Source organism: Roseateles sp. P5_E1 (genome assembly GCF_054049335.1).
Genome location: NZ_JBFUMN010000016.1, coordinates 25,286 through 46,255, shown reverse-complemented (window position 1 = coordinate 46,255; position 20,970 = coordinate 25,286). Strand labels below are relative to the sequence as shown.

Here is a 20,970-nt window from a genome sequence, read left to right as displayed (position 1 = left end):
GCTCATGACAAAAGCTTTGTTGGGTTTTGTGTCATCGGCCTGCAGACTTGCAGCGTTGCCACCCGTACCGACAGCTTCCGCCACCACCGATGTGTGAGCTTTTCGCCCTCAACAGCCGCCAGCCGGCCGCCGCCACCTTCTCCCTCAGCGGCTTCGCCGCCCGCGGCGGGCGCACCGCAGACCATGTCGACGGCTGGGGCGTGGCCTTCCACGACGGCGAGCGCTGCGAAGTCACCGTTGAGGACAGCCCGGCGGCCGAATCCGAACTGGCGCGTCATTTCGGCCACCACCCGGTGCAGGCACGCAACATCCTCGCCCACATCCGCAAGGCCACCCAGGGCGCCCGCACCCTGGAGAACTGCCACCCCTTTCGCCGCGACTGGGCAGGTCGCACCTGGGTCTTCGCGCACAACGGCGACCTGAAGGACTTTCACCCCCAGCTGGACGGGAGCTTCACGCCGGCCGGCCAGACCGACAGCGAACGAGCCTTCTGCTGGTTGATGCAGAAGCTCCAGCAGCGCTTTGGCAACCAGCCGCCCGACTGGCAGCAACTGGCCGAAACGCTGACGCCCTGGATCCACGAGATCGCCGAGCACGGCCGCTTCAACCTGCTGCTGACCGATGGCCGCGCCATGCTGGCGCATGCGTCCACCAAGCTGCACTGGCTGCAGCGCCGCCCGCCCTTCGGCCACGTCTCCTTGCGCGATGGCGACCTGAGCGTGGACTTGGCCACCGTCAACAACCCGGCTGACCGCATGGCGCTGGTCTCCACGGAGCCGCTGACCCATGGCGAGGCCTGGCAGGCGTTCACAGCCGGTGAAGTGCGTGTGTTCCAGGACGGCGATTGCGTCTTCGTCAGCGAAGGCGTGGCCGAACTCGCGGCTGCCTGATCAAGGCGCAGCCAGCGCCTCGTCTACCACGCCGCGCGCTTCCTGGAGCAGCAGCTGCAGATGCGCCTCGTCGCGGAAGCTCTCCGCATAGACCTTGTAGATGTCCTCGGTGCCCGACGGCCGCGCGGCGAACCAGCCACTGGCCGTGCACACCTTGATGCCACCGATCGCCGCGCCGTTGCCCGGCGCACTGCTCAGCACCGCAGTGATGGGCTCGCCTGCCAGTGTCGTCGCCTGGACGTTCGCAACCGTCAGCGCGGCCAGCCTGGCCTTCTGCTCGCGCGTGGCCGGGCCTTCGACGCGGTCGGCGTGCGGTGTGCCGAGGGCCGCCGTCAGGCCCTGGTAATACACCCCCGGGTCGCTGCCGGTGCGCGCCGTGATCTCGGCCGCCAGCAGCGCGGCGGCGATGCCGTCCTTGTCGGTCGTCCACACGCGGCCATCACGGCGCAGCATTGATGCGCCCGCACTCTCCTCGCAGCCCAGGCCCAGGCTGCCTTCAGCCAGGCCGGGCGCAAACCATTTGAAGCCGACGGGCGCCTCGAACAGCGGGCAGCCCAGGCGCCGCGCAATGCGGTCGATCAGCGCCGTCGTGACGACGGTCTTGCCGACGGCCGCGTTCGCGCGCCAGCCGGGCCGGTGGCGGAACAGATAGTCCACGGCGACGCTGAGGTAGTGATTGGGCGGCATCAGACCGGCACTGCGGGTGACGATGCCATGGCGGTCATGGTCGGTGTCGCAGGCAAAGGCCACGTCGAAGCGATCGCGCAGGCTCGTCAGCCTTTGCATGGCCCAGGGCGATGACGGGTCCATGCGGATCTGGCCGTCCCAGTCCAGCGTCATGAAGGCGAACCGCGGATCCACCTCGTTGCTGACAACCGTCAGTGGCAGGCGGTAGTGCTCGGCGATCGCGGGCCAGTAGGCCACACCCGCGCCACCCAGCGGGTCCACGCCCAGTTGCAGGCCGGCCGCGCGGATCAGGTCGAAATCAATGACCTGCCCCAGCGCCGCCACATAGCTGCCGAGGAAGTCGTACTCATGGCAGGCCGACGTGGTGAGCGCCCGCTCGGCGTCCTTGCGCAGGACGCCTTCAAGCGAATGCTTCAGATACTCGTTGGCAGCCGCCTGGATGCCCGCCGTGACGTCGCTGCCCGCCGGCCCGCCATGCGGTGGGTTGTATTTGAAGCCGCCATCTCGCGGCGGGTTGTGCGAGGGCGTCACGACGATGCCGTCGGCGCGCTGCCAGCCTTCGCGGCCGCGGTTGTATTCAAGGATAGCCAGCGACACGGCCGGTGTCGGCGTGAACTGGCCCGCCGGCGCCAGCATCACGTCCACGCCATTGGCCACCAGCACCTCCAGTGCGCTGAGCACAGCGGGCTCGGACAGCGCATGCGTGTCGGCGCCCAGAAAGAGCGGGCCCGCGATGTCGCTCTGCTTCCTGTGGTCGCAAATGGCCTGCGTGATGGCCAGCACATGCCATTCGTTGAACGAGCCATCCAGAGCCGAGCCGCGGTGGCCCGAGGTGCCGAAGCTGACCTGCTGTTCGGCGCAGCTCGGGTCGGGCTGGCGCGAAAAATAGGCTTCGCGCAACGCCTCGACGTCGATGAGGACATCGGGTGGCGCGGGCTTGCCGGCAAGGGGGTGGCGTTCAGCACTCATCGTTCGGGGCTCTCCCGTTCTTCGGTGAGACCATACTGCCAGCATGGCGCGACCACGGTGCCGGACATCGGCACACAGGCTTGCAGGCCCCGACCTACAGGAACTCAATTGCCGCGCGGCGTCTCAGCGGCCAGACCGCTTCCTGATTCGCTCAATGCCGGTCTTGGCAAAACTCACCGAGCGCTTGGCCGCTTCCTGGACTTGGGCTGCGGCGGGCAGCTTGTCTTGAGCCCATGAGGCGGCCTTTTGCACGGACTGCTGGACCTGCGTCGCGGCTGTGCCGGCCGCGGCCTGCAACTGCTCGGGCGATGGCAAGCGCTCACGTGTCCAGTCAGCGGCTTCCTTGGCCGACGTGCCCAATTGCTCAGCCCCCGACCTGGCGCCATGCCACGCCTTGGTCGCTGCGGTGCCGGCCGCGGCCTGCAGCTCCTCGGGCGAAGGCAGGCGCTCGCGCGTCCAGCCGGCCGCCTCCTTGGCCGAAGCGCCCAGCTGTTCGGCCGCCTTGCCCGCGCCCGACCTGGCGGTGACCCAGGCCTTGGTGAGCGGGCCGTCAGGCTCTTGCAGCAACAGCGTCAGGCTGGCTGCCAATGCCGCCTCCTCGGCCTCGGACAGCGGCCCGCCAGCCTCCAGCAATCGGCGCAGGAACTGGCCGAGATCGGTGGCGATGGCCTTGTGGTTGCAGTCGGGGTTGGCATGCAGGAAGGCCGACAGCTCAGCGGCCATCTCCTCGACCGAGCCTTGCATCACGCCTGGCTCGATCTGTGCGATGGCCCGCGTGACGAAGCTGGCGTCCAGGCCCCAGTCGTCCACCAGGTGCTGCACCAGCGCCTCCCGCTCGGCGGGCTCGATGCCGCCATCCACCGCGGCCAGCCGCAGCGCCAGCGGCGCGATGAGGTCGAAGAGGGCCAGGCCCAGCGTGTCCAGCGGCGTGTTCAGGAACTTGGGGATCTCGATGACGCGCGAGCCCTTGGTATCGCCCAGCCATCGGTAAAGGCCGTAGCAGGCGCCACCCGAGGCCAGCGCAGCCAGCGCCACCCAGCCAATGGGCGTGGTGGCGGCACCGATGCCCAGCACACCCGACTTCACGACGGCCGCGCCCGCGCCCGCGGCACCCAGCACGTCCCAGACCTCGCGGGTGCGGTTGATCATGCGCAGGGACTTGTAGGCGTTCTCGCCGATGGCGAGCCTGGCCTTGAAGCGCAAGGGCTCGGCGACTACCTGCGTCACGCCTTCAAGCGCGGTTCCGGGTTCGGCTGGGTCCACTGTCGGTTGCTGCTGGGTCGTCATGGCGACCAAGCATAGAACGAGAGGGTGCACATCGTGGACGGCGCGGTCTTCGGGCCGAGCGCCGGGCCGCTCCCTAGCCGGCCCGGTTGGCGATGTGCTCGCGGCTCGATGCCGCGAGCATCGCCGTCCCCTCGGGGGCTGAGGCCGGACACATGGCGCCCAGTGGGCGGCATGTGCCTGCCGAAGAGCTGCGGCGCGAGCCGCAGCGCGGTCTGCAAGACCGACTGGGCTTGCCCGCGTTTAGCAGGGCAAGACTGGGCGAGGGGCAGCGTTATTTCAGGTGACAGGCGCGGGGTTGAACAGCACCAGGCTGTTGTGTAGCTTCCAGTGCTCGGCCCAGGTCTTCTTGCGACCGCTGGCGACGTCGAGCAGCAGGCGGAACATCTCCCAGCCGGTCTCTTCAATCGTCGCCTCGCCATCGGCGATGCGGCCGGCGTTGACGTCCATCAGGTCGTGCCAGCGGCGGGCCAGGTCGGTGCGCGTGGCGACCTTGACGACCGGGCACTCGGCCAGGCCATAGGGTGTGCCGCGGCCGGTGGTGAAGATGTGCAGATTCATGCCGGCGGCCAGCTGCAGCGTGCCGCAGATGAAGTCGCTGGCAGGCGTGGCGGCGTAGACGAGGCCGCGCTGGTCGCGCTTGAGCTTGTCGCCGGGAGCGAGCACATGCGAGATGGCCGAGCTGCCGCTCTTGATGATGGAGCCCATCGCCTTCTCGGCGATGTTGGACAGGCCGCCGGCCTTGTTGCCGGGCGTCGTGTTGGCCGAGCGGTCGACGCGGCCGCGGTCGAGGTAGCGGTCGTACCAGCCCAGCTCGCGAATGATGGCGTCCGCCACCTCGGGCGTGGCGGCGCGGCTGGTGAGCTGCTCCACCGCGTCGCGCACCTCGGTGTTCTCGCTGAACATGATGGTGGCGCCAGCGCGCACTAGCAGGTCGGCGCAGAAGCCCACCGCCGGGTTGGCCGTCACACCGGAGAAGGCGTCGCTGCCGCCGCATTGCACGCCGACGACCAGTTCGCTGGCCGGTACGGTCTCGCGCTTGCGGGCGTTCAGGCGCTCCAGGTGAGGCTTGGCACTTTGCAGGATGTCTTCGAGCATGGACATGAAGCCCACGTGCACGTCGTCTTGAAGGCAAATGGTTTCGGGGCCGCTGGCCGGGTCGCGTTCGTCGGTGATCGGGAATGAGCCTGGCGGCAGCAGGCGCGCGGGCTGCAGCTTCTCGCAGCCCAGGCTGACGACCATGACCTCGCCACCGAAGTTGGGGTTCAGCGAGATGTTCTTCAGCGTGCGGATGGGGATGACGGCATCCGGCGCGTCGATGGCCACACCACAGCCATAGCTGTGCTCCAAGCCGATGACGTCGTCCACGTTGGGATACCGCGGCAGCAGCTCGGCCTTGATACGCGCGACCGCCTGGGCAACGACGCCGGCCACGCACTGCACCGTCGTCGTGATGGCGAGGATGTTGCGCGTGCCGACCGAGCCATCCTTGTTGCGGTAGCCCTCGAAGGTGTAGCCGTCCAGTGGTTCAACGACAGCAGGCTTCACGGTGGCGATGGGCAGGCCTTCCAGCGCACGTGCGGCGGGCATCTGCAGCAGGCGCTCGTGCACCCAGCTGCCGGCGGGAATGGCCTTCAACGCATAGCCGATGGGCACGGCATAGCGCAGCACCACTTCGCCCTCGGCGATGTCGCGCAGCGCGACCTTGTGGCCCTGCGGCACCTTGTCGCGCAGCGCCAGCCCCGCGCCTGGGATGCCGTCCGGCAGCACGGTGCCTTCGGCCAGGCCGCCGTCGTTGGCAACGATGGCGACGTTGTCCTCAATGCGCATGCGCAGCGTCAGGGGCGGACGGGGGGAAACAGCAGTCATGGGTTGCCGAGGCGTTGCTACAGTTGAAGTTGTTGTACGTCGTCTAGTTGTCGTACAACTTCCGTCACTTTAGACGGCGCAATCATTTCAAAACTCCGGGAAAACCCGCGAATGCACGCCCCCCTCGCCCGCCGCCGGCCGCGCACGCTGGCCCTCGAACTGGTTGACTCGCTCGGAGACCGCATCCGGGCCGGCCAGTTGCAGGCCGGCGACAAGCTGCCGACCGAGGCGGCCATCATGGGCGAGTTCGAGGTCAGCCGCACCGTCGTGCGCGAGGCCATCTCCAAATTGCAGGCGGCTGGCCTGGTCGAGACGCGGCACGGCATCGGTACGTTTGTGCTCGGGCCTGGCGACGGGCCGTCATTCAAGATCACGCCGGAACAGTTCAGCACGCTGCAGGACGTCATCGCCGTGCTGGAACTGCGCATCGGCCTCGAGACGGAGGCGGCCGGCCTGGCAGCGCAGCGGCGCACGGCCGACAACCTCATTGCCCTGCGCAAGGCGCTGGACGCAGTTATTGCCGCCGTCGAAGCCGGCCAGGACTCGGTGGCCGCCGACTTCCAGTTCCACTTGGAGATTGCCCGCGCGACGCAGAACAGCCACTTCGCCGACCTGATGGCAACGCTGGGGGCCCAGATCATTCCGCGTGCCCGGCTGGAGCCGGTGGCGGACATGAGTGCGGAGCGGCTGGCCTATATGCGGCGCGTCAACGCGGAGCACGAAAGCATCCTCGACGCCATCACCAGCCAGGATGCCGAATCGGCTCGTGCGGCCATGCGCACCCACCTCTCCAACAGCCGCGAACGCCGCCGCAGGGCCCAGGCCGAAACCGGCTGACCATTAAAAATGGTTTCCAAGGGTTATCCCTAGTGATTGTGGATTTGATCCAAGTTGTACGATGACCTACAACTTCAGTCATCCCAACACCGAACGGAGACCCTCCCATGTCGCCCCAAGAACTCAAAGCCGTCCTCGAAGCCGGCCTGCTGTCCTTCCCGCTGACCGACTTCGACGCGCAGCTGAACTTCGCGCCTAAGCCCTACGCCGAGCGTCTGGAGTGGCTGCAGCCGTATGGCGCGTCGGCGCTGTTCGCGGCGGGCGGCACGGGTGAGTTCTTCTCGCTAGAGCCGGGCGAGTACAGCGACATCATCAAGGTGGCCCTGGACACCTGCCGCGGCCGCACGCCCATCCTGGCCGGCGCCGGTGGCGGCACGCGAGTGGCCGTCCAGTACGCGCAGGAAGCTGAGCGCCTTGGCGCCCAGGGCGTGCTGCTGCTGCCGCACTACCTGACCGAAGCCAGCCAGGAAGGCCTCATCAATCACGTCGAGGCCGTCTGCAAGAGCGTCAAGTTCGGCGTCGTCGTCTACAACCGTGGCGCCTGCAAGCTGACGCCGCAAAGCCTGCTGGTGCTGGCCGACCGCTGCCCCAATCTGATCGGCTTCAAAGACGGTCTCGGCGACATCGAGAAGTTCGTCTCCATCCGCCAGACGCTGGGCGATCGCTTCGCCTATCTGGGTGGCCTGCCCACCGCCGAGCTGTTTGCCGGCGCATACAAGGCCATGGGCTGCCCGGTCTACTCGTCCGCCGTCTTCAACTTCATCCCCAAGACGGCGATGGAGTTCTACAACGCCCACGCCGCGGGCGACACCGAGACCTGCAACCGCCTCGTGCGCGACTTCTTCATCCCCTACGTCGCGCTGCGCAACAAGGGCGAGGGCTATGCCGTGTCCATCGTGAAGGCCGGCGCGACGCTGGTGGGCCACACGGCCGGGCCGGTGCGGCCGCCACTGTCGGACCTGGCTGCAGCCGAGGTCGACGCACTCGGCGCGCTGATCTCCAAGCTCGGCCCGCAATAAGCCATTCCACAAGACCCACTGGAGACAAGCCATGAAGAAACTGCTGACCGCCTTGCTGCTCGGCGCCGCTGCCACCACCGCAGCGCTGGCTCAGGCCTGGCCCGCCAAGCCGGTGACGCTGCTGGTGCCCTTCCCGCCCGGCGGCTCCACCGACGCCATCGCCCGTCTGCTGGGCAACAAGCTGCAGGAAACCCTCGGCGGCAGCTTCGTCATCGACAACCGCGGCGGTGCGGGCGGCACCATCGGCACCGGCATGGTCAAGCGCGCGGCGCCGGACGGCTACACCGTCCTCGTCTCGTCGCTGGGCCCGCTGGTCATCGGCCCGCACCTGCTGAAGAACCTGCAGTACGACCCAACCAAGGACCTGGACTACATCACCGTCGCCGTGCAGGCGCCCAACGTGCTGGTGGTGCCCGCCGCGTCGCCGCACAAGAGCATGGCCGACGTGCTGGCCTATGAGAAAGCCAACCCCGGCAAGATGAGCTTCGGCTCCAGCGGCAACGGCAGCAGCGACCACATCACCGCCGAGCTGTTCTGGCTGCAGACTGGCACGTCGGGCCTGCACATCCCCTACAAGGGCGGCGGCCCGGTCATGACCGACCTGCTCGGCAACCAGGTGGATGCCAGCTTCATGAACATCAACACCGCGCTGCCGCAGATCAAGGCCGGCAAGCTGCGCGCGCTGAGCATCACGAGCGCCCAGCGCTCGCCGGTGCAGCCCGACGTGCCCACCATGGACGAGCTGGGCATCAAGGGGCTGCAGGTCTACTCCTGGCAAGGCGTGGCCGCGCCCAAGGGCCTGCCCGCCGACATCAAGGCCAAGCTGCATGCCGGCATCGTCAAGACCTTGAACTCGCCGGACATCAAACCGAAGTTGCTGGAGCAGGGTTTCGAGGTCGTCGCCAACACGCCCGAGCAGTTCACCGCCTTCCAGGCGAGCGAGTTCGCACGCTGGAAAAAAGTGATCGAAGAACGCAAGATCACCGCAGATTGAGCCCACCCCCGAGGCGCTGACGCGCCTCCCCCTCAAGGGGGCTGAGCTCGGACACAAACAGTCCTGAGGACTGTTTGTGCCTAGCGAAGGACAAGGCCTCTGGCCTTGGCAGCACCCGATAACCTGGCAGAGCCAGTTCCATGGGTGCCACTTGGTGGGGCACTACATCTTTGAAGTACTGACATGACCTCGACCCCCGTCATCAAAGAGCTGCGCGTTGTGCCCGTCGCCGGGCGCGACGGCATGCTGCTCAACCTCAGCGGCGCGCATGCGCCCTTCTTCACCCGCAACCTGTTGATCCTGACCGACAGCGCCGGGAACACCGGCGTCGGCGAGGTGCCCGGTGGCGAGAAGATCCGCCAGACGCTGGAGGACGCGCGCCAGCTGGTGGTGGGCCAGCCCATCGGTGGCCACCAGGGCGTGCTGCAGAAGGTCAGCCAGTCCTTTGCCGACCGCGACGCCGGCGGCCGTGGCCTGCAGACCTTCGACCTGCGCACCACCATCCATGCGGCCACCGCGATCGAGTCGGCCTTCCTGGACCTGCTCGGCCAGCACCTGGGCGTGCCGGTCGCGGCCCTGCTGGGCGAAGGCCAGCAGCGCGATGCGGTCGAGATGCTGGGCTATCTCTTCTACGTCGGTGACCGCACGAAAACCGACCTGTCGTACAACAGCGAGCCCGGCGCCGACGACGCCTGGAGCCGCCTGCGCCATGAAGTGGCGCTGACTCCCGAAGCCGTTGTCAAGCTGGCCGAGGCAGCGCGCGAGCGCTACGGCTTCAACGACTTCAAGCTCAAGGGCGGCGTGCTGCGCGGCGACGAGGAGGTCGAGGCCATCCGCGCGCTGCACGAGCGCTTCCCCGACGCGCGTGTGACGCTGGACCCCAACGGCGGCTGGCTGCTGAAGGACGCGATCCGCCTGATGCGCGACATGAAGGGCGTTCTCGCGTATGCGGAAGATCCCTGTGGTGCCGAGGATGGCTTCTCGGGCCGAGAGGTGATGGCCGAATTCCGCCGCGCTACCGGCCTGCCCACGGCCACCAACATGGTCGCCACCGACTGGCGCCAACTCTCGCACGCGCTGTCGCTGCAGAGCGTGGACATCCCGCTGGCCGACCCGCACTTCTGGACCATGGCCGGCAGCGTGCGCGTGGCGCAGACCTGCCGCGACTGGGGCCTGACCTGGGGCTCGCACTCCAACAACCACTTCGACATCTCGCTGGCCATGTTCACCCACGTGGGCGCCGCCGCGCCAGGCAAGGTCACGGCCATCGACACGCACTGGATCTGGCAGGATGGGCAGCGCCTGACCCAGGAGCCGCTGCAGATAGTCGGCGGCCATGTCAAGGTGCCAGCCAAGCCGGGCCTGGGCGTCGAGCTGGACATGGTCGAGGTCGAAAAGGCCCATGCGCTATACAAGCAGCATGGGCTTGGCGCGCGCGACGACGCGATCGCCATGCAATACCTGATCCCTGGCTGGACCTTCAACCCGAAGCGCCCGGCCCTGGACCGTTGAACAACCGACAAGGCAGTAGACATGCACAAGAACCTCATCGCCGGTGAATGGCTGGACGGCCACGCCGTCTCGCGCAACATCAACCCCTCCGACACGCGCGACCTGGTCGGCGAATACGCCCAAGCCGACGCGGCGCAAGCCGAACTGGCCATCACGGCCGCCACAGCGGCCTTCCCGGCCTGGAGCCTGTCGACACCGCAGCAGCGCTTCGACATCCTCGACGCCGTCGGCACCGAGATCCTGGCCCGCCGTGCCGAGCTCGGCGACCTGCTGGCCCGCGAGGAGGGCAAGACCCTGCCCGAGGCCATCGGCGAAGTAGGCCGCGCCGGCTATATCTTCAAGTTCTTCGCCGGCGAGGCATTGCGCCCGGGCGGCGAGAGCCTGCCCTCCGTGCGCCCCGGCGTCGGCGTGGAAGTGACGCGCGAAGCCGTCGGTGTCGTCGGCCTCATCACGCCGTGGAACTTCCCCATCGCGATTCCCGCCTGGAAGATCGCACCGGCCCTGGCCTGGGGCAACTGCGTCGTCTTCAAGCCTGCCGACCTCGTGCCGGGATCGGCCTGGGCGTTGGCCGAAATCCTGTCGCGCTCGGGCCTGCCAGCGGGCGTGTTCAACCTCGTCATGGGCCGCGGCTCGGTCGTCGGCGAGAAGCTGCTGAACGACCCGCGCGTGGCGGCCATCAGCTTCACCGGCTCGGTCGCCACAGGTCAGAAGGTCGCGGCCGCCTGTGTGGCGCGCATGGCCAAGTTCCAGCTCGAGATGGGTGGCAAGAACCCGATGATCGTGCTCGACGACGCCGACCTGGGCGTGGCCGTCAACGCCGCCGTCAACAGCGGCTTCTTCTCCACCGGCCAGCGCTGCACGGCGTCGAGCCGCCTCATCGTCACCGAGGGCATCCACGACCGCTTCGTTGCGGCCATGGTCGACAAGATGAAGACGCTGAAGGTGGACGACGCCCGCAAGGCCGGCACCGACATCGGCCCGGTCGTCGACGCCAGCCAGCTCGGCCAGGACACCGACTACATCGGCATCGCCAAGACCGAGGGCGGCAAGCTGGCCCACGGCGGCGAGCGCATCGAGACCAATGCCGACGGCGCACCGGGCTTCTACCTGACGCCGGCCCTCATCACCGACACGACGCCCTCCATGCGCATCAACCGCGAAGAGGTGTTCGGCCCGGTCGTGAGCGTGCTGCGGGCCCGCGACTACGAGCACGCACTGGCCCTGTCCAACGACACGCCGTTCGGCCTGGCCGCCGGCATCGCGACGACCTCGCTGAAATACGCCACCCACTTCAAGCGCCATTCGCAGGCCGGCATGGTGATGGTCAACCTGCCCACCGCAGGCGTGGACTACCACGTGCCCTTCGGCGGCCGCAAGGGCTCCAGCTATGGCCCGCGCGAGCAGGGCCGCCACGCGGCTGAGTTCTACACAACCGTGAAGACGGCTTACACCCAAGCCTGATCCCACCCCTTTGGCACCACCGCCCGGCAAGAGGCGGAGCCGCTGCATTGCCCGGAGACAACCGATGAATACCGCCACCGCCACCCTGGCCCACGCCGCCAGCGTCACGCGAACGAAGAAGCGCTTCGCCATCCTGGCGATGCTCTTCATCGTCACGACGATCAACTACGCCGACCGCGCGACGCTGTCCATCGCCGGCCCGGCGTTGTCCAAGGACCTGGGCATCGACTCGGTGACGATGGGCTTCATCTTCTCGGCCTTCGGTTGGTCCTATGTCATCGCGCAGCTGCCGGGCGGCTGGCTGCTGGACCGGTACGGCTCCAAGAAGGTTTACGCCGCCAGCATCTTCGTCTGGTCGGTGTTCACGCTGCTGCAGGGCGGCATCAGCTTCCTGACCGCGACGGCGACGACCGCCGTCGTCGTGCTGTTCGCGTTGCGCTTCCTGGTCGGCGCGGCCGAGGCGCCGTCCTTCCCCGCCAATGGCCGCATCGTCGCGTCCTGGTTCCCGGCCGCCGAGCGAGGCACGGCCTCGGCCATCTTCAATTCGGCCCAGTACTTCGCCACCGTGCTGTTCGCGCCGCTGATGGGCTGGATCACGCACAGCTACGGCTGGCCGGCCGTCTTCGTCGTCATGGGCCTGCTGGGCATCGTGGTCAGCGCCGTCTGGCTCAAGACCGTCTATACGCCCAAGACCCACCCCGGCGTCAACCAGGCCGAGCTGGACCACATCGCCGCCGGCGGCGCCCTGGTCAACATGGACCAGCCCGGCACGCAGAGCCGCAGCTTCGCGCCGGAGTCCCCCAAGCTCGGCTACATCAAGCAGTTGCTCTCCAACCGCATGCTGATGGGCGTCTACGTGGGCCAGTACTGCATCACGACGCTGACCTATTTCTTCCTGACCTGGTTCCCCGTCTACCTGGTCAAGGAACGCGGCATGTCCATCCTCAACGCAGGCTTCGTCGCGGCGCTGCCGGCCATCTGCGGCTTCGCCGGCGGCGTGCTCGGCGGGCTGATCTCTGACGGGCTGCTGCGCCGCGGCAAGACACTGACCGTGGCCCGCAAGACGCCCATCGTCATCGGCATGCTGCTGAGCACCAGCATGATCCTGTGCAACTACGTCGACAGCGCCGTGGTCGTCGTCGCCATCATGTCGTTGGCCTTCTTCGGCAAGGGCCTCGGCGCGCTGGGCTGGGCCGTCGTTTCGGACACCTCGCCCAAGGAAATATCGGGGCTGTCCGGCGCGCTGTTCAACACCTTCGGCAACACCGCCGGCATCACGACGCCCATCGTCATCGGCTACCTGATCAAGGGCACGGGCTCGTTCAACGCGGCCCTGGTGTTCGTCGCCGCGAACGCGCTGGTGGCCGTGTGCTGCTACCTGTTCGTCGTCGGCGACATCAAGCGCTTCGAGCTCAGGAAGGACTCCTGACCCACCTGGCGGCCCAGGCTTCGTAGGCCGCGAGCGTCTTCACCGGCCAGGTCCCCCACCAGGTATAGCCGTTGCGCCGCTCCAGGCTGAGGTCGTTGACGTCGTCGTGCAGGCTCTTGTCGCGGTCGCCGAACACCGGCTTGAGCGTGGCCGGGTCGTAAAAGCGCGACCACAGCGGGCCGGCGCCCGGCTGCACCACCAGCCGGCGCGCGTCGTCCACCTTGACGAAGGCGCGGTCGCGCACGGCCAGGGCACGCAGCATGACGATGCCGCCCTTCACCGCGGCGACGACCGCCGGCGACGGGTCGGGCAGGCTCATCAGATAGCCCAGCGCCCGCGCGCTCTCGCCGCTGCTCAGTGCCGGCGGCTCGTAGTTGCGCGCCGAGGCCGGCGCCAGCGTCAGCGCGTCGTGCTGCTGGGCCCACAGCGTCGGCTTGCCGTCGATGCGGATCTGCGTGGCCAGCAGCAGCTGCACGGCGCGCGCCTGTGCCGCCGCGGCGTCGGCCTTCAACGCGGCTGGCAGGAAACCCAAGTCGAGCTCACCGTGCGCGGCAGCCCCCATCAGCTCGGCCACTTCGACGACGGCGTCGTCATTCAGCGTGATGGCGTCGTGGTAGCCGCCCTGCAGCGGCCACACCTGGGGCCAGCCGCCGTTGGGAAACTGCGCCGCCAGCAGGTAGCGCAGGCCGCGCTCGGCCGCCTGGCGGTAAACGGCACCGGGCGCGCCGGGCTGCTGGGCCGCCACGCGGGCGAGGAAGCGGATCTCGGTGATGGTGGCGTCGTTGTCGATGGTGCCCACATAGCTCCACTGCGCGTCCTGGGCCAGGTCGAAGTCGCCCGGCGTTGCCCGCTTGGAGTTGTTGTCGGCCACAAACGCCTGGCCGGGCAGGCGCGGCGCGCGGTCGCGCGGCTGGTTCTTGCCCCAGCCGCCGGCGGGTGTCTGGAAGCTCAGGACGTTGCGGGCCACGGCCAGGGCCGCGTCGCCGGCATACCAGGCGGCGGGCTTGTCCAGCGGCATGCTGGCCTCGGCATGACCGCCCTCGGGCGGCGCGGGCCAGGCCGTCAGCCCCTTGCGCTCGGCCGCCAGCGCGGCGCGGTCGGCGGCGCGCTGGGCGTCGGAGCGGGCCAGATAGGCCACCCAGGGCCCGCGTTCAGTCGCCGGCAGCGCCGCGACCCGTTCGGCCGTCAATGGCTGGGCCGGCGGGATGACGCCGATCTGCGCTGACCAGGYCGACGAGCAGAGGGCCAAGGCAAGCAGGGTGAAACGGCAGGCAAGGGGCATGACGGGCGCCGAAGTTTGGGGGTGGCCGGCAATCTACCGGCTCGCGCGGGCCGCGAGGGCGCTAATCTCGCGCCGCTCACACAGTTGATCGAGACATGATTCATCGCGCGCGTTTCCCGTGGCTGGCCGCCCTGCTCGTGCTGGCCGGTTGTGCCAGCCCTCCTCCACCGCTGCCCGCTGCGGCGCCGCCGGTTGGCCTGCAGCAAGCCTGGGTGCAGGCCGTCGCCGGGCCGGCCTGGGCTGTACGTGCGCTGACGGGCGAAGCCAGCTGCCCCACGCTGCGCTGGGGCAGCAGCGTCACCGCCATGCAGGAACGCAGCGCCCCCGGCGACGAGCCGCCGCCCGCGGGCAACAAGGAGCCCGAGCGCAAGCCGACGCACTTCACGCTGCGTGCCTGCGAGGCGCCCTGGCCCGCCGATGCGGCCAGCGTGCAGGTGGACGACATCATGCTGCATGCCCCCACTGCCGAAGCCCGCCGCATCGTCGTCATCGGCGACACCGGCTGCCGCCTCAAGGCCTCGGACCGCGACTTCCAGGGCTGCAACGACGCCTCGGACTGGCCCTTCCCACGCGTGCTGGCCCTGGCGCTGAGGCTCAAGCCCGACCTCGTCATCCACGTCGGCGACTACCACTACCGCGAAAGCCCCTGCCCGCCCGGCATGGCCGTCTGCGCCGGCAGCCCCTGGGGCTATGGCGACGACACCTGGCAGGCCGATTTCTTCCAGCCCGCCAAGGCCCTTCTGGCCGCCGCGCCCTGGGTCTTCGTGCGCGGCAACCACGAGGCCTGCGCCCGTGCCGGCCAGGGCTGGCTGCGCTATCTGGACGCCGAAACCGGTCCGGCGCGTGCCTGCCAGCCCGCCGGCCCAGGCGTCAACGAGGGCGACTTCACCGCGCCCTTCCCCGTGCCGCTGTCGCCGCGCAGCCAGCTCATCGTCTTTGACTCCTCGGAGATCGGCAGCCGCACGCCGCCCCGGGATTCCCCCGCCTGGGCCCGCTGGCGCCAGCAGCTCGACCGCGTCGCAGAGCTGGCCCAGGGCAGCGCCCAGAGCCTTTTTGCCAGCCACCATCCCAGCCTGGCCTTCAGCCCCAGCCCGATCGGCGCGCCCCGCGCCGCCCGATCGGGCCTGACGCCGCTGCTGCAGGACGCGGCACCCGGCCGCCTCTTCCCGCCAGGCGTGCAGGCCACACTTCATGGTCACATCCACATGCACCAGGCCCTGGGCTTCGCGAGCAATCATCCGGTCACCCTCGTCGTCGGCAACGGCGGTTCGGCCGCATCAGGCCACGTCAACGACGCCGCGGCCCTGAAGCACGAACTGCTGCCCGGCGCCCGACTGGAGACGGTACGCATCCACACGGACTTCGGCCTGTCTCTGCTGACGGCCACGCCCGAGGGCTGGCAGCTGCAGGCGCTGGACGCCCTGGGCCAGCCGCTGTCGACCTGCCGCCTGGCCGGCCAGAAGCTGAGTTGCTGATGGGCACGCCTCGTAACGAGTGCCTTTCGTCAGGGCGCACGAGAAGTAACGCCCGCGCATTCCATCACTGCGCACCCGATTTGAAGGGTTTCCAGCAGGTAAATCGATACAGCATCGAAAGCCCCCCCGGCTAAACTGGCCGCACCTGTCAAGCTGTTTTTGGCGGGAACCACGTTGATAGAGGACTCGGCTACATGAGCTCCAGATTGAAAGTCGCCGGTTGGGTTGCCCTCGGTGCCGTCGCAGGTGCACTCACCACCATGCAGCTGCAGGCCAATGCGCGCAGTACCCTGTCCCCCCTGCCGCTGGACGAAATGCAGCAGCTCGCGGCCGTCTTCGGCCTCGTCAAGAGCGACTACGTCGAATCCGTCGACGAAAAGAAACTGATCAACGACGCCATCGCCGGCATGGTGTCTGGCCTGGACCCCCACTCCCAGTTTTTTGACAAGAAGACCTTCAAGGAATTCCGTGAAGGCACGACCGGCAAGTTCGTCGGTGTCGGCATCGAGATCGGCATGGAAGACGGCCTGGTCAAGATCGTCTCCCCCATCGAAGGCTCGCCCGCCTTCCGCGCCGGCCTCAAGAGCGGCGACCTGATCAGCCGCATCGATGACACCGCCGTGCGCGGCCTCACCATCGACCAGGCCGTCAAGAAGATGCGCGGCGACCCGTCGACCAAGGTCAGCCTCACCATCTACCGCAAGGCCGAGAACCGCACCTTCCCCGTGACCATCGTGCGCGAGGAGATCAAGGTCCAGAGCGTGCGTGCCAAGGTCATCGAGCCGGGCTATGCCTGGATCCGCGTCAGCCAGTTCCAGGATCGCACCGTCGACGACTTCGCCAAGAAGCTCGAAGAGATCTACAAGCAGGAGCCCCATCTCAAGGGCCTGGTGCTTGACCTGCGCAACGACCCGGGCGGTCTGCTGGATGCCTCCATCGCCATCTCGGCGGCGTTCCTGCCCAAGGACGTCGAGGTCGTGTCGACCAACGGCCAGATCGCCGAATCCAAGGCCAGCTACAAGGCCAGCCCCGACGACTACCGCCGCCGCAGCAGCGACGACCCGATCAAGCGCCTGCCCGCCGCGTTGAAGAACGTGCCGCTGGTGGTGCTCGTCAACGAAGGCTCGGCCAGCGCCAGCGAGATCGTCGCCGGCGCCCTGCAGGATCACCACCGCGCCACCGTCATGGGCGCCCAGACCTTCGGCAAGGGCTCGGTGCAGACCGTGCGCCAGCTGGGCCCGGAAACGGCATTGAAGATCACGACGGCGCGCTACTACACGCCGAGCGGCCGCTCCATCCAGGCCAAGGGCATCGTGCCCGACGTGCTGCTGGACGAAACCGCCGAGGGCAATGTCTTCGCCGCGCTGCGCATGCGTGAGGCCGACCTCGAAAAGCATCTGAACAACGGCCCCGAGGACGAAAACGAAGCCCGCCAGAAGGCCCGCGAGGAAGCGCGCCAGAAGCTGGAAGCCGAGTACGCCAAGCGCGCCGAGCCGCCCAAGCCCCTGCCCGAGTTCGGCTCGACGGAAGACTTCCCGCTGATGCAGGCGCTGAACAAGCTCAAGGGTCAACCGGTCATTGCGTCCAAGTCGGCTGTCGAGCGCAAGGCCGAAGCCAAGACGACGGAATAACTACAAAGAGTCCTGACTTCAAAAAGCACAGGGGCCTCTCGCGAGGCCCTCTTTTTTTGCCCAACCGGTGCCACGCCCCTCCTCAGCCGGCAGGGGCGAGATGGGTCAGCACGCAGCGCCACTGTCCCTGCACCTGGCGGTAGACATCGGTGATCCATTCATCGGCGCTGATGGGCTCGCCCCTGAAAGTGCCGGTGTTGCTGCCCCGCCCGGTGACGACCGCCATGTCGCCGTACACGCTGGCCCGCACCACCTGCTTGGTCATCGAATCGTGCGTCAGCATGCCGCTGGCTATGGCATGGAGGATGGCCTCGCGCGAGATCGGCCCCTTCTCCGGCGTCACGAGGGTCCAGTCCTCGGAGATGCATTGGGCGATGCGCTGGACGTCGTTGCTGACCATGGCATCGTTGAAGCGGTCTTCGAGCGCCTGGAATGCCCGCAGCACCTCGCCATCGGCGGGCGCGGTTGTCATGACGGGCTCCCCGCGACCATCGCGTCCCAGCGGCGTTGCATTTCGTCGACGCTGACCTCCTCCGCCTTGCTCGCAACGAACCAGCTGTAGCCGAAGGGATCGGCGATCAGACCGCTGCGGTGGCCATGGAACTCGAGCTTGACGGCACGCAGGACGGTGGCGCCGTGCCGCACGGCGTTCGCAACGAATGAGTCGGCATCGGCCACGTCGAGGTGGAACTTGACCGGGGAGCCGCCGATCGTCTCGGGCCCGACGGCCCCGAAGTCAGGATACTCGTCGGCAATGAAGACCCGTGTGGCGCCGAACAGCAGCTCGGCATGGCCGATGCGTCCATCGGACGGATCGATCAGCTTGAAGTCCAGGCTGGCGCCCAGGGCCTGGACGTAGAAGTCGATGGCGGCCTGAGCACCCCGAACCACAAGGTAGGGCGACAGGTTGTCGGGTGAAGTGCCGACTGCGGGCATGATGAATCTCCGGTGGTGTCGAATTAGATTACGATACGTCACGTAATGAGTCAAGCAACCGATCCGACACCACCGCGCAAGCCCGGCCGCCCGCCCAGCGAGGAGGCGCGCCGCCTCGCGCTGGCGACCGCCTACCGCATCCTGATCGAGGAGGGCCTGGGCCGGCTGACGATCGAGCGCGTGGCGGCCGAATCGGGCGTCAGCAAGCCGACGATCTACAGAACCTGGACCAATGCCCAGGACCTCGCGATGGCCGCCTTCATGGCGCACCCGGCCTCGGATGAACCGGTCTCACGGGCGAACTCCGTGCAGGCCGGCCTGCGGGCGCATCTGCGTGGCGTCATCGCCACCTTCGCCACGCCGCGCGGTCGCCAGATCACGCTGACCATGGCCTCCGCCGACCCCGACAGCGAACTGGCCAAGGCCTTTCGCAACCAGGTGATCCTGAAGAGCCGCGAGGCCGGCCGCCAGCTCATCGAGCGCGGCATGTCGCTGCACGAGATTCAATCCGGCATCGACATCGACGTGGCGCTCGACATGATCTACGGGCCGCTGTTCTTCCGGCTGCTCGTCGGCCACCGGCCGTTGTCGCTGCAACTGGCGGAGCAACTGGTCGAGACGCTCTTCAACGGAGTGGCGTCGGCGCAAGATGCGCTCGGCTGACGCTCATCGCCGCCGGGTCACGGCCAAGGCGCCCAGGGCCGCCACCGCGCCGAGGGCCGGTACTGCCCGCCAGCCCAACGATGCCAGCAGGGCCGAGCCCAACGCCGCGCCGCTGGCCATGCCGACGAACATCGTGCTGACGAGCACGGCATTCAGCCGGCTGCGTGAAGCCGGGTCCAGGCTGTAGACCACGCTCTGGTGCGACACCAGCGCGGCCTGCACGCCCAGGTCAAACACCACGGCCACGCCCACCAGCAGCCACAGCGAGGCCGGTGCCAGCGCCTGCACGGTGAAGGCGATGAACACCAGCAGCGCGCCGACGCGGATGACGGCCTGCGGGCCGCGCTTGTCCGCCACGCCACCGGCCAGCGGTGCTGCCAGCGCGCCCGCTGCACCGGCCAGGCCGAACGCCCCGGCCACCGCGCTGCCCTGGCCGAAATCCGGCCCCGCCAACACCAGGGCCAGCGTCGACCAGAAGGCACTGAAGGCCACGCTCAGCAGGCCCTGGGCCAGCGCAGCCCGGCGCAACGGGGCATGCCGGGCCCACAGTCCCGCCATCGACAGCAGCAGCGAGCCATAGCCCGCCGACGTCGCCGGCACGAAGTGCGGCAGGCCGCGCCACAGCAGCGGGATCAACGCCGCCACGGCCAGCGCCGCCACCGCGTAGACGGCGCGCCAGCCGGCCACCGCCGCCAGCGAGCCGCTGGCCACGCGTGACAGCAGGATGCCCAGCAGCAGGCCCGTCATGACCTGGCCCACGCGCTTGCCGCGCTCGGCCTCGGGCGCCAGCGTGGCCACTGCCGGCACGATGTCCTGGGCCAGCGTTGCCGTCAGGCCGATGGCCACGCTGGCGATGCACAAGGCTGCAAAGCCCGGCGCCAGCGCAGCGCAAGCCAGGGCGGCAACCAGGGCGACGGACTTGACCGCAATGATGCGGCGCCGATCGAAACGATCGCCCAGCGGCGACAGCAGCAGAATGGCCGCCGCATAGCCGAGCTGGGTCAACGTGGGCAGCAGGCCGATGGCCGCGCTGCCGACGCCGAACTGCTCGGACAGCAGGCCCAGCAGCGGCTGCACGTAGTAGAGGGAGGCAACGGCCAGGCCGGTGGCGGTGGCAAGCAGCAGCGTCAGCGCGGGGCTGAGCGGGGCGACATGGGGCGCGGACTTCATCCCGCCAGTGTCGCGAGGGCCGGCAAATCCTGCGCTGCCAGGGCTATCCTGACGCCATGAACGACGACGACCTGTTGCGCTATTCCCGCCATCTGCTGCTCGACGAGATCGGCATCGAGGGCCAGCAGCGCTTGCTTGACGCCAGCGCCCTGGTCATCGGCGCCGGCGGCCTGGGCTCACCGGTGGCCCTCTATCTGGCTTCGGCCGGTGTCGGCCGCATCACGCTGGTCGACCATGACACCGTGTCGTTGACGAATCTGCAGCGCCAGATCGCCCACGACATGAGCAGCCTCGACAAACCCAAGGTCGACTCGGCCGCCGCCCGCATGGCCGCGCTGAACCCTGGCGTGCAGGTGCGCGCCCTCGCGCAGAAGGCCGATGCCGCCCTGCTCGACGAGGAAGTCCCGCGCGTAGACGTCGTCCTCGACTGCACCGACAACTTCGCCACCCGCCACCTCGTCAACGCCGCCTGCGTGCGCCACGGCAAGCCGCTGGTCTCGGGTGCGGCCATCGGTTTCGACGGCCAGATCAGCGTCTATGACAGCCGCTCGCGAGAGCAGCCCTGCTATGCCTGCCTGTTCCCACCCGAATCCGGCTTCGAGGACGTGGCCTGCTCGACCATGGGCGTGTTCGCACCGCTGGTGGGCATCATCGGCGCCATGCAGGCCGCCGAGGCGCTGAAGCTGCTGGCCGGCGTGGGCGAGCCTTTGGCCGGGAGGCTGCTGATGCTGGACGGCCGGCGCATGCAGTGGAGCGAGATCGCCATGCAGCGCGACCCCGAATGCTCCGTCTGCGGCGGATGAAATCCCGCGAACGCCTCTGAATGGGGCGGAAAATTCCGTCCCGACCTGCCCACAATCCT

At 68.4% G+C, this 20,970-nt stretch carries 18 protein-coding genes and 1 pseudogene; 12 read left to right on the top strand and 7 right to left on the bottom strand.

What is annotated here, in order from left to right; all coding sequences use genetic code 11:
- Positions 1 to 89: 89 nt before the first annotated feature.
- Positions 90 to 890 (top strand): class II glutamine amidotransferase, encoded by an 801-nt coding sequence (locus ACXJKJ_RS14960; protein ID WP_056203912.1) that lies wholly within the window; start codon positions 90 to 92, stop codon positions 888 to 890.
- Here ACXJKJ_RS14960 and pgm read toward each other — a convergent pair whose 3' ends face one another.
- From pgm to garD, 3 genes are all read right to left on the bottom strand, one after another.
- Positions 891 to 2,546, bottom strand: coding sequence for a phosphoglucomutase (alpha-D-glucose-1,6-bisphosphate-dependent) (pgm, locus tag ACXJKJ_RS14955; protein ID WP_457390709.1), 1,656 nt, complete (start codon positions 2,544 to 2,546; stop codon positions 891 to 893).
- Positions 2,547 to 2,669: 123 nt separating this feature from the next.
- Positions 2,670 to 3,833, bottom strand: a complete 1,164-nt coding sequence (locus ACXJKJ_RS14950) for a tellurite resistance TerB family protein (RefSeq protein ID WP_457390707.1) — start codon at positions 3,831 to 3,833, stop codon at positions 2,670 to 2,672.
- A 276-nt stretch (positions 3,834 to 4,109) separates the two neighbouring features.
- The gene (gene garD, locus ACXJKJ_RS14945) at positions 4,110 to 5,699 is read right to left on the bottom strand and encodes a galactarate dehydratase (protein ID WP_457390705.1); all 1,590 of its coding nucleotides are present in this window, start codon (positions 5,697 to 5,699) and stop codon (positions 4,110 to 4,112) included.
- A 111-nt stretch (positions 5,700 to 5,810) separates the two neighbouring features.
- Between garD and ACXJKJ_RS14940 the strand changes: the two genes are divergently transcribed.
- The 6 genes from ACXJKJ_RS14940 (at position 5,811) to ACXJKJ_RS14915 (ending at position 12,951) form a co-directional block, all read left to right on the top strand.
- Positions 5,811 to 6,536: a FadR/GntR family transcriptional regulator gene (locus tag ACXJKJ_RS14940; protein ID WP_457390703.1), complete on the top strand. Its 726-nt coding sequence runs from the start codon at positions 5,811 to 5,813 to the stop codon at positions 6,534 to 6,536.
- Positions 6,537 to 6,643: 107 nt separating this feature from the next.
- Entirely contained in the window at positions 6,644 to 7,555 is a 912-nt protein-coding gene (gene kdgD / locus ACXJKJ_RS14935) for a 5-dehydro-4-deoxyglucarate dehydratase (protein WP_056204504.1), read from the top strand.
- Between the two features lie 31 nt (positions 7,556 to 7,586).
- A complete protein-coding gene (locus tag ACXJKJ_RS14930) occupies positions 7,587 to 8,549 on the top strand; it encodes a Bug family tripartite tricarboxylate transporter substrate binding protein (RefSeq protein WP_056203927.1) in 963 nt (320 codons plus the stop codon).
- A gap of 183 nt (positions 8,550 to 8,732) precedes the next feature.
- The gene (gudD, locus tag ACXJKJ_RS14925) at positions 8,733 to 10,061 is read left to right on the top strand and encodes a glucarate dehydratase (RefSeq protein ID WP_457390701.1); all 1,329 of its coding nucleotides are present in this window, start codon (positions 8,733 to 8,735) and stop codon (positions 10,059 to 10,061) included.
- A 21-nt stretch (positions 10,062 to 10,082) separates the two neighbouring features.
- Entirely contained in the window at positions 10,083 to 11,522 is a 1,440-nt protein-coding gene (locus ACXJKJ_RS14920) for an aldehyde dehydrogenase family protein (RefSeq protein WP_457390699.1), read from the top strand.
- 64 nt (positions 11,523 to 11,586) lie between these two features.
- Positions 11,587 to 12,951, top strand: coding sequence for an MFS transporter (locus tag ACXJKJ_RS14915; protein ID WP_457390697.1), 1,365 nt, complete (start codon positions 11,587 to 11,589; stop codon positions 12,949 to 12,951).
- Here ACXJKJ_RS14915 and pelA read toward each other — a convergent pair.
- A complete protein-coding gene (gene pelA, locus ACXJKJ_RS14910) occupies positions 12,935 to 14,233 on the bottom strand; it encodes a pectate lyase (protein WP_457390695.1) in 1,299 nt (432 codons plus the stop codon). The two genes, ACXJKJ_RS14915 and pelA, sit on opposite strands and share 17 nt — an antisense overlap.
- 95 nt (positions 14,234 to 14,328) lie before the next feature.
- Between pelA and ACXJKJ_RS14905 the strand changes: the two genes are divergently transcribed.
- The gene (locus ACXJKJ_RS14905; RefSeq protein WP_056203944.1) at positions 14,329 to 15,708 is read left to right on the top strand and encodes a metallophosphoesterase family protein; all 1,380 of its coding nucleotides are present in this window, start codon (positions 14,329 to 14,331) and stop codon (positions 15,706 to 15,708) included.
- Between the two features lie 194 nt (positions 15,709 to 15,902).
- Entirely contained in the window at positions 15,903 to 17,339 is a 1,437-nt protein-coding gene (locus ACXJKJ_RS14900; RefSeq protein ID WP_056203945.1) for a S41 family peptidase, read from the top strand.
- Between the two features lie 82 nt (positions 17,340 to 17,421).
- Here ACXJKJ_RS14900 and ACXJKJ_RS14895 read toward each other — a convergent pair whose 3' ends face one another.
- The gene (locus ACXJKJ_RS14895; protein WP_457322576.1) at positions 17,422 to 17,811 is read right to left on the bottom strand and encodes a nuclear transport factor 2 family protein; all 390 of its coding nucleotides are present in this window, start codon (positions 17,809 to 17,811) and stop codon (positions 17,422 to 17,424) included.
- Positions 17,808 to 18,275: a VOC family protein gene (locus tag ACXJKJ_RS14890; RefSeq protein ID WP_056203956.1), complete on the bottom strand. Its 468-nt coding sequence runs from the start codon at positions 18,273 to 18,275 to the stop codon at positions 17,808 to 17,810. The genes ACXJKJ_RS14895 and ACXJKJ_RS14890 overlap by 4 nt, the downstream gene beginning before the upstream one ends.
- Before the next feature lie 45 nt (positions 18,276 to 18,320).
- On the opposite strand from ACXJKJ_RS14890, the gene ACXJKJ_RS14885 reads away from it, so the two are divergent.
- Complete coding sequence (locus ACXJKJ_RS14885; RefSeq protein WP_457353762.1) at positions 18,321 to 18,938, top strand: TetR/AcrR family transcriptional regulator; 618 nt, start codon at positions 18,321 to 18,323, stop codon at positions 18,936 to 18,938.
- A gap of 3 nt (positions 18,939 to 18,941) precedes the next feature.
- Here ACXJKJ_RS14885 and ACXJKJ_RS14880 read toward each other — a convergent pair whose 3' ends face one another.
- Positions 18,942 to 20,108 (bottom strand): MFS transporter, encoded by a 1,167-nt coding sequence (locus ACXJKJ_RS14880; protein ID WP_056203961.1) that lies wholly within the window; start codon positions 20,106 to 20,108, stop codon positions 18,942 to 18,944.
- Between the two features lie 56 nt (positions 20,109 to 20,164).
- Here ACXJKJ_RS14880 and ACXJKJ_RS14875 point away from each other — a divergent pair, with 56 nt between their 5' ends.
- Both ACXJKJ_RS14875 and ACXJKJ_RS14870 read left to right on the top strand, forming a co-directional pair.
- Positions 20,165 to 20,911: a HesA/MoeB/ThiF family protein gene (locus ACXJKJ_RS14875; RefSeq protein ID WP_457322568.1), complete on the top strand. Its 747-nt coding sequence runs from the start codon at positions 20,165 to 20,167 to the stop codon at positions 20,909 to 20,911.
- Positions 20,899 to 20,931 (top strand): annotated as a pseudogene (locus tag ACXJKJ_RS14870) (hypothetical protein). Before ACXJKJ_RS14875 ends, ACXJKJ_RS14870 begins: the two are co-directional and overlap by 13 nt.
- Positions 20,932 to 20,970 lie beyond the last annotated feature (39 nt).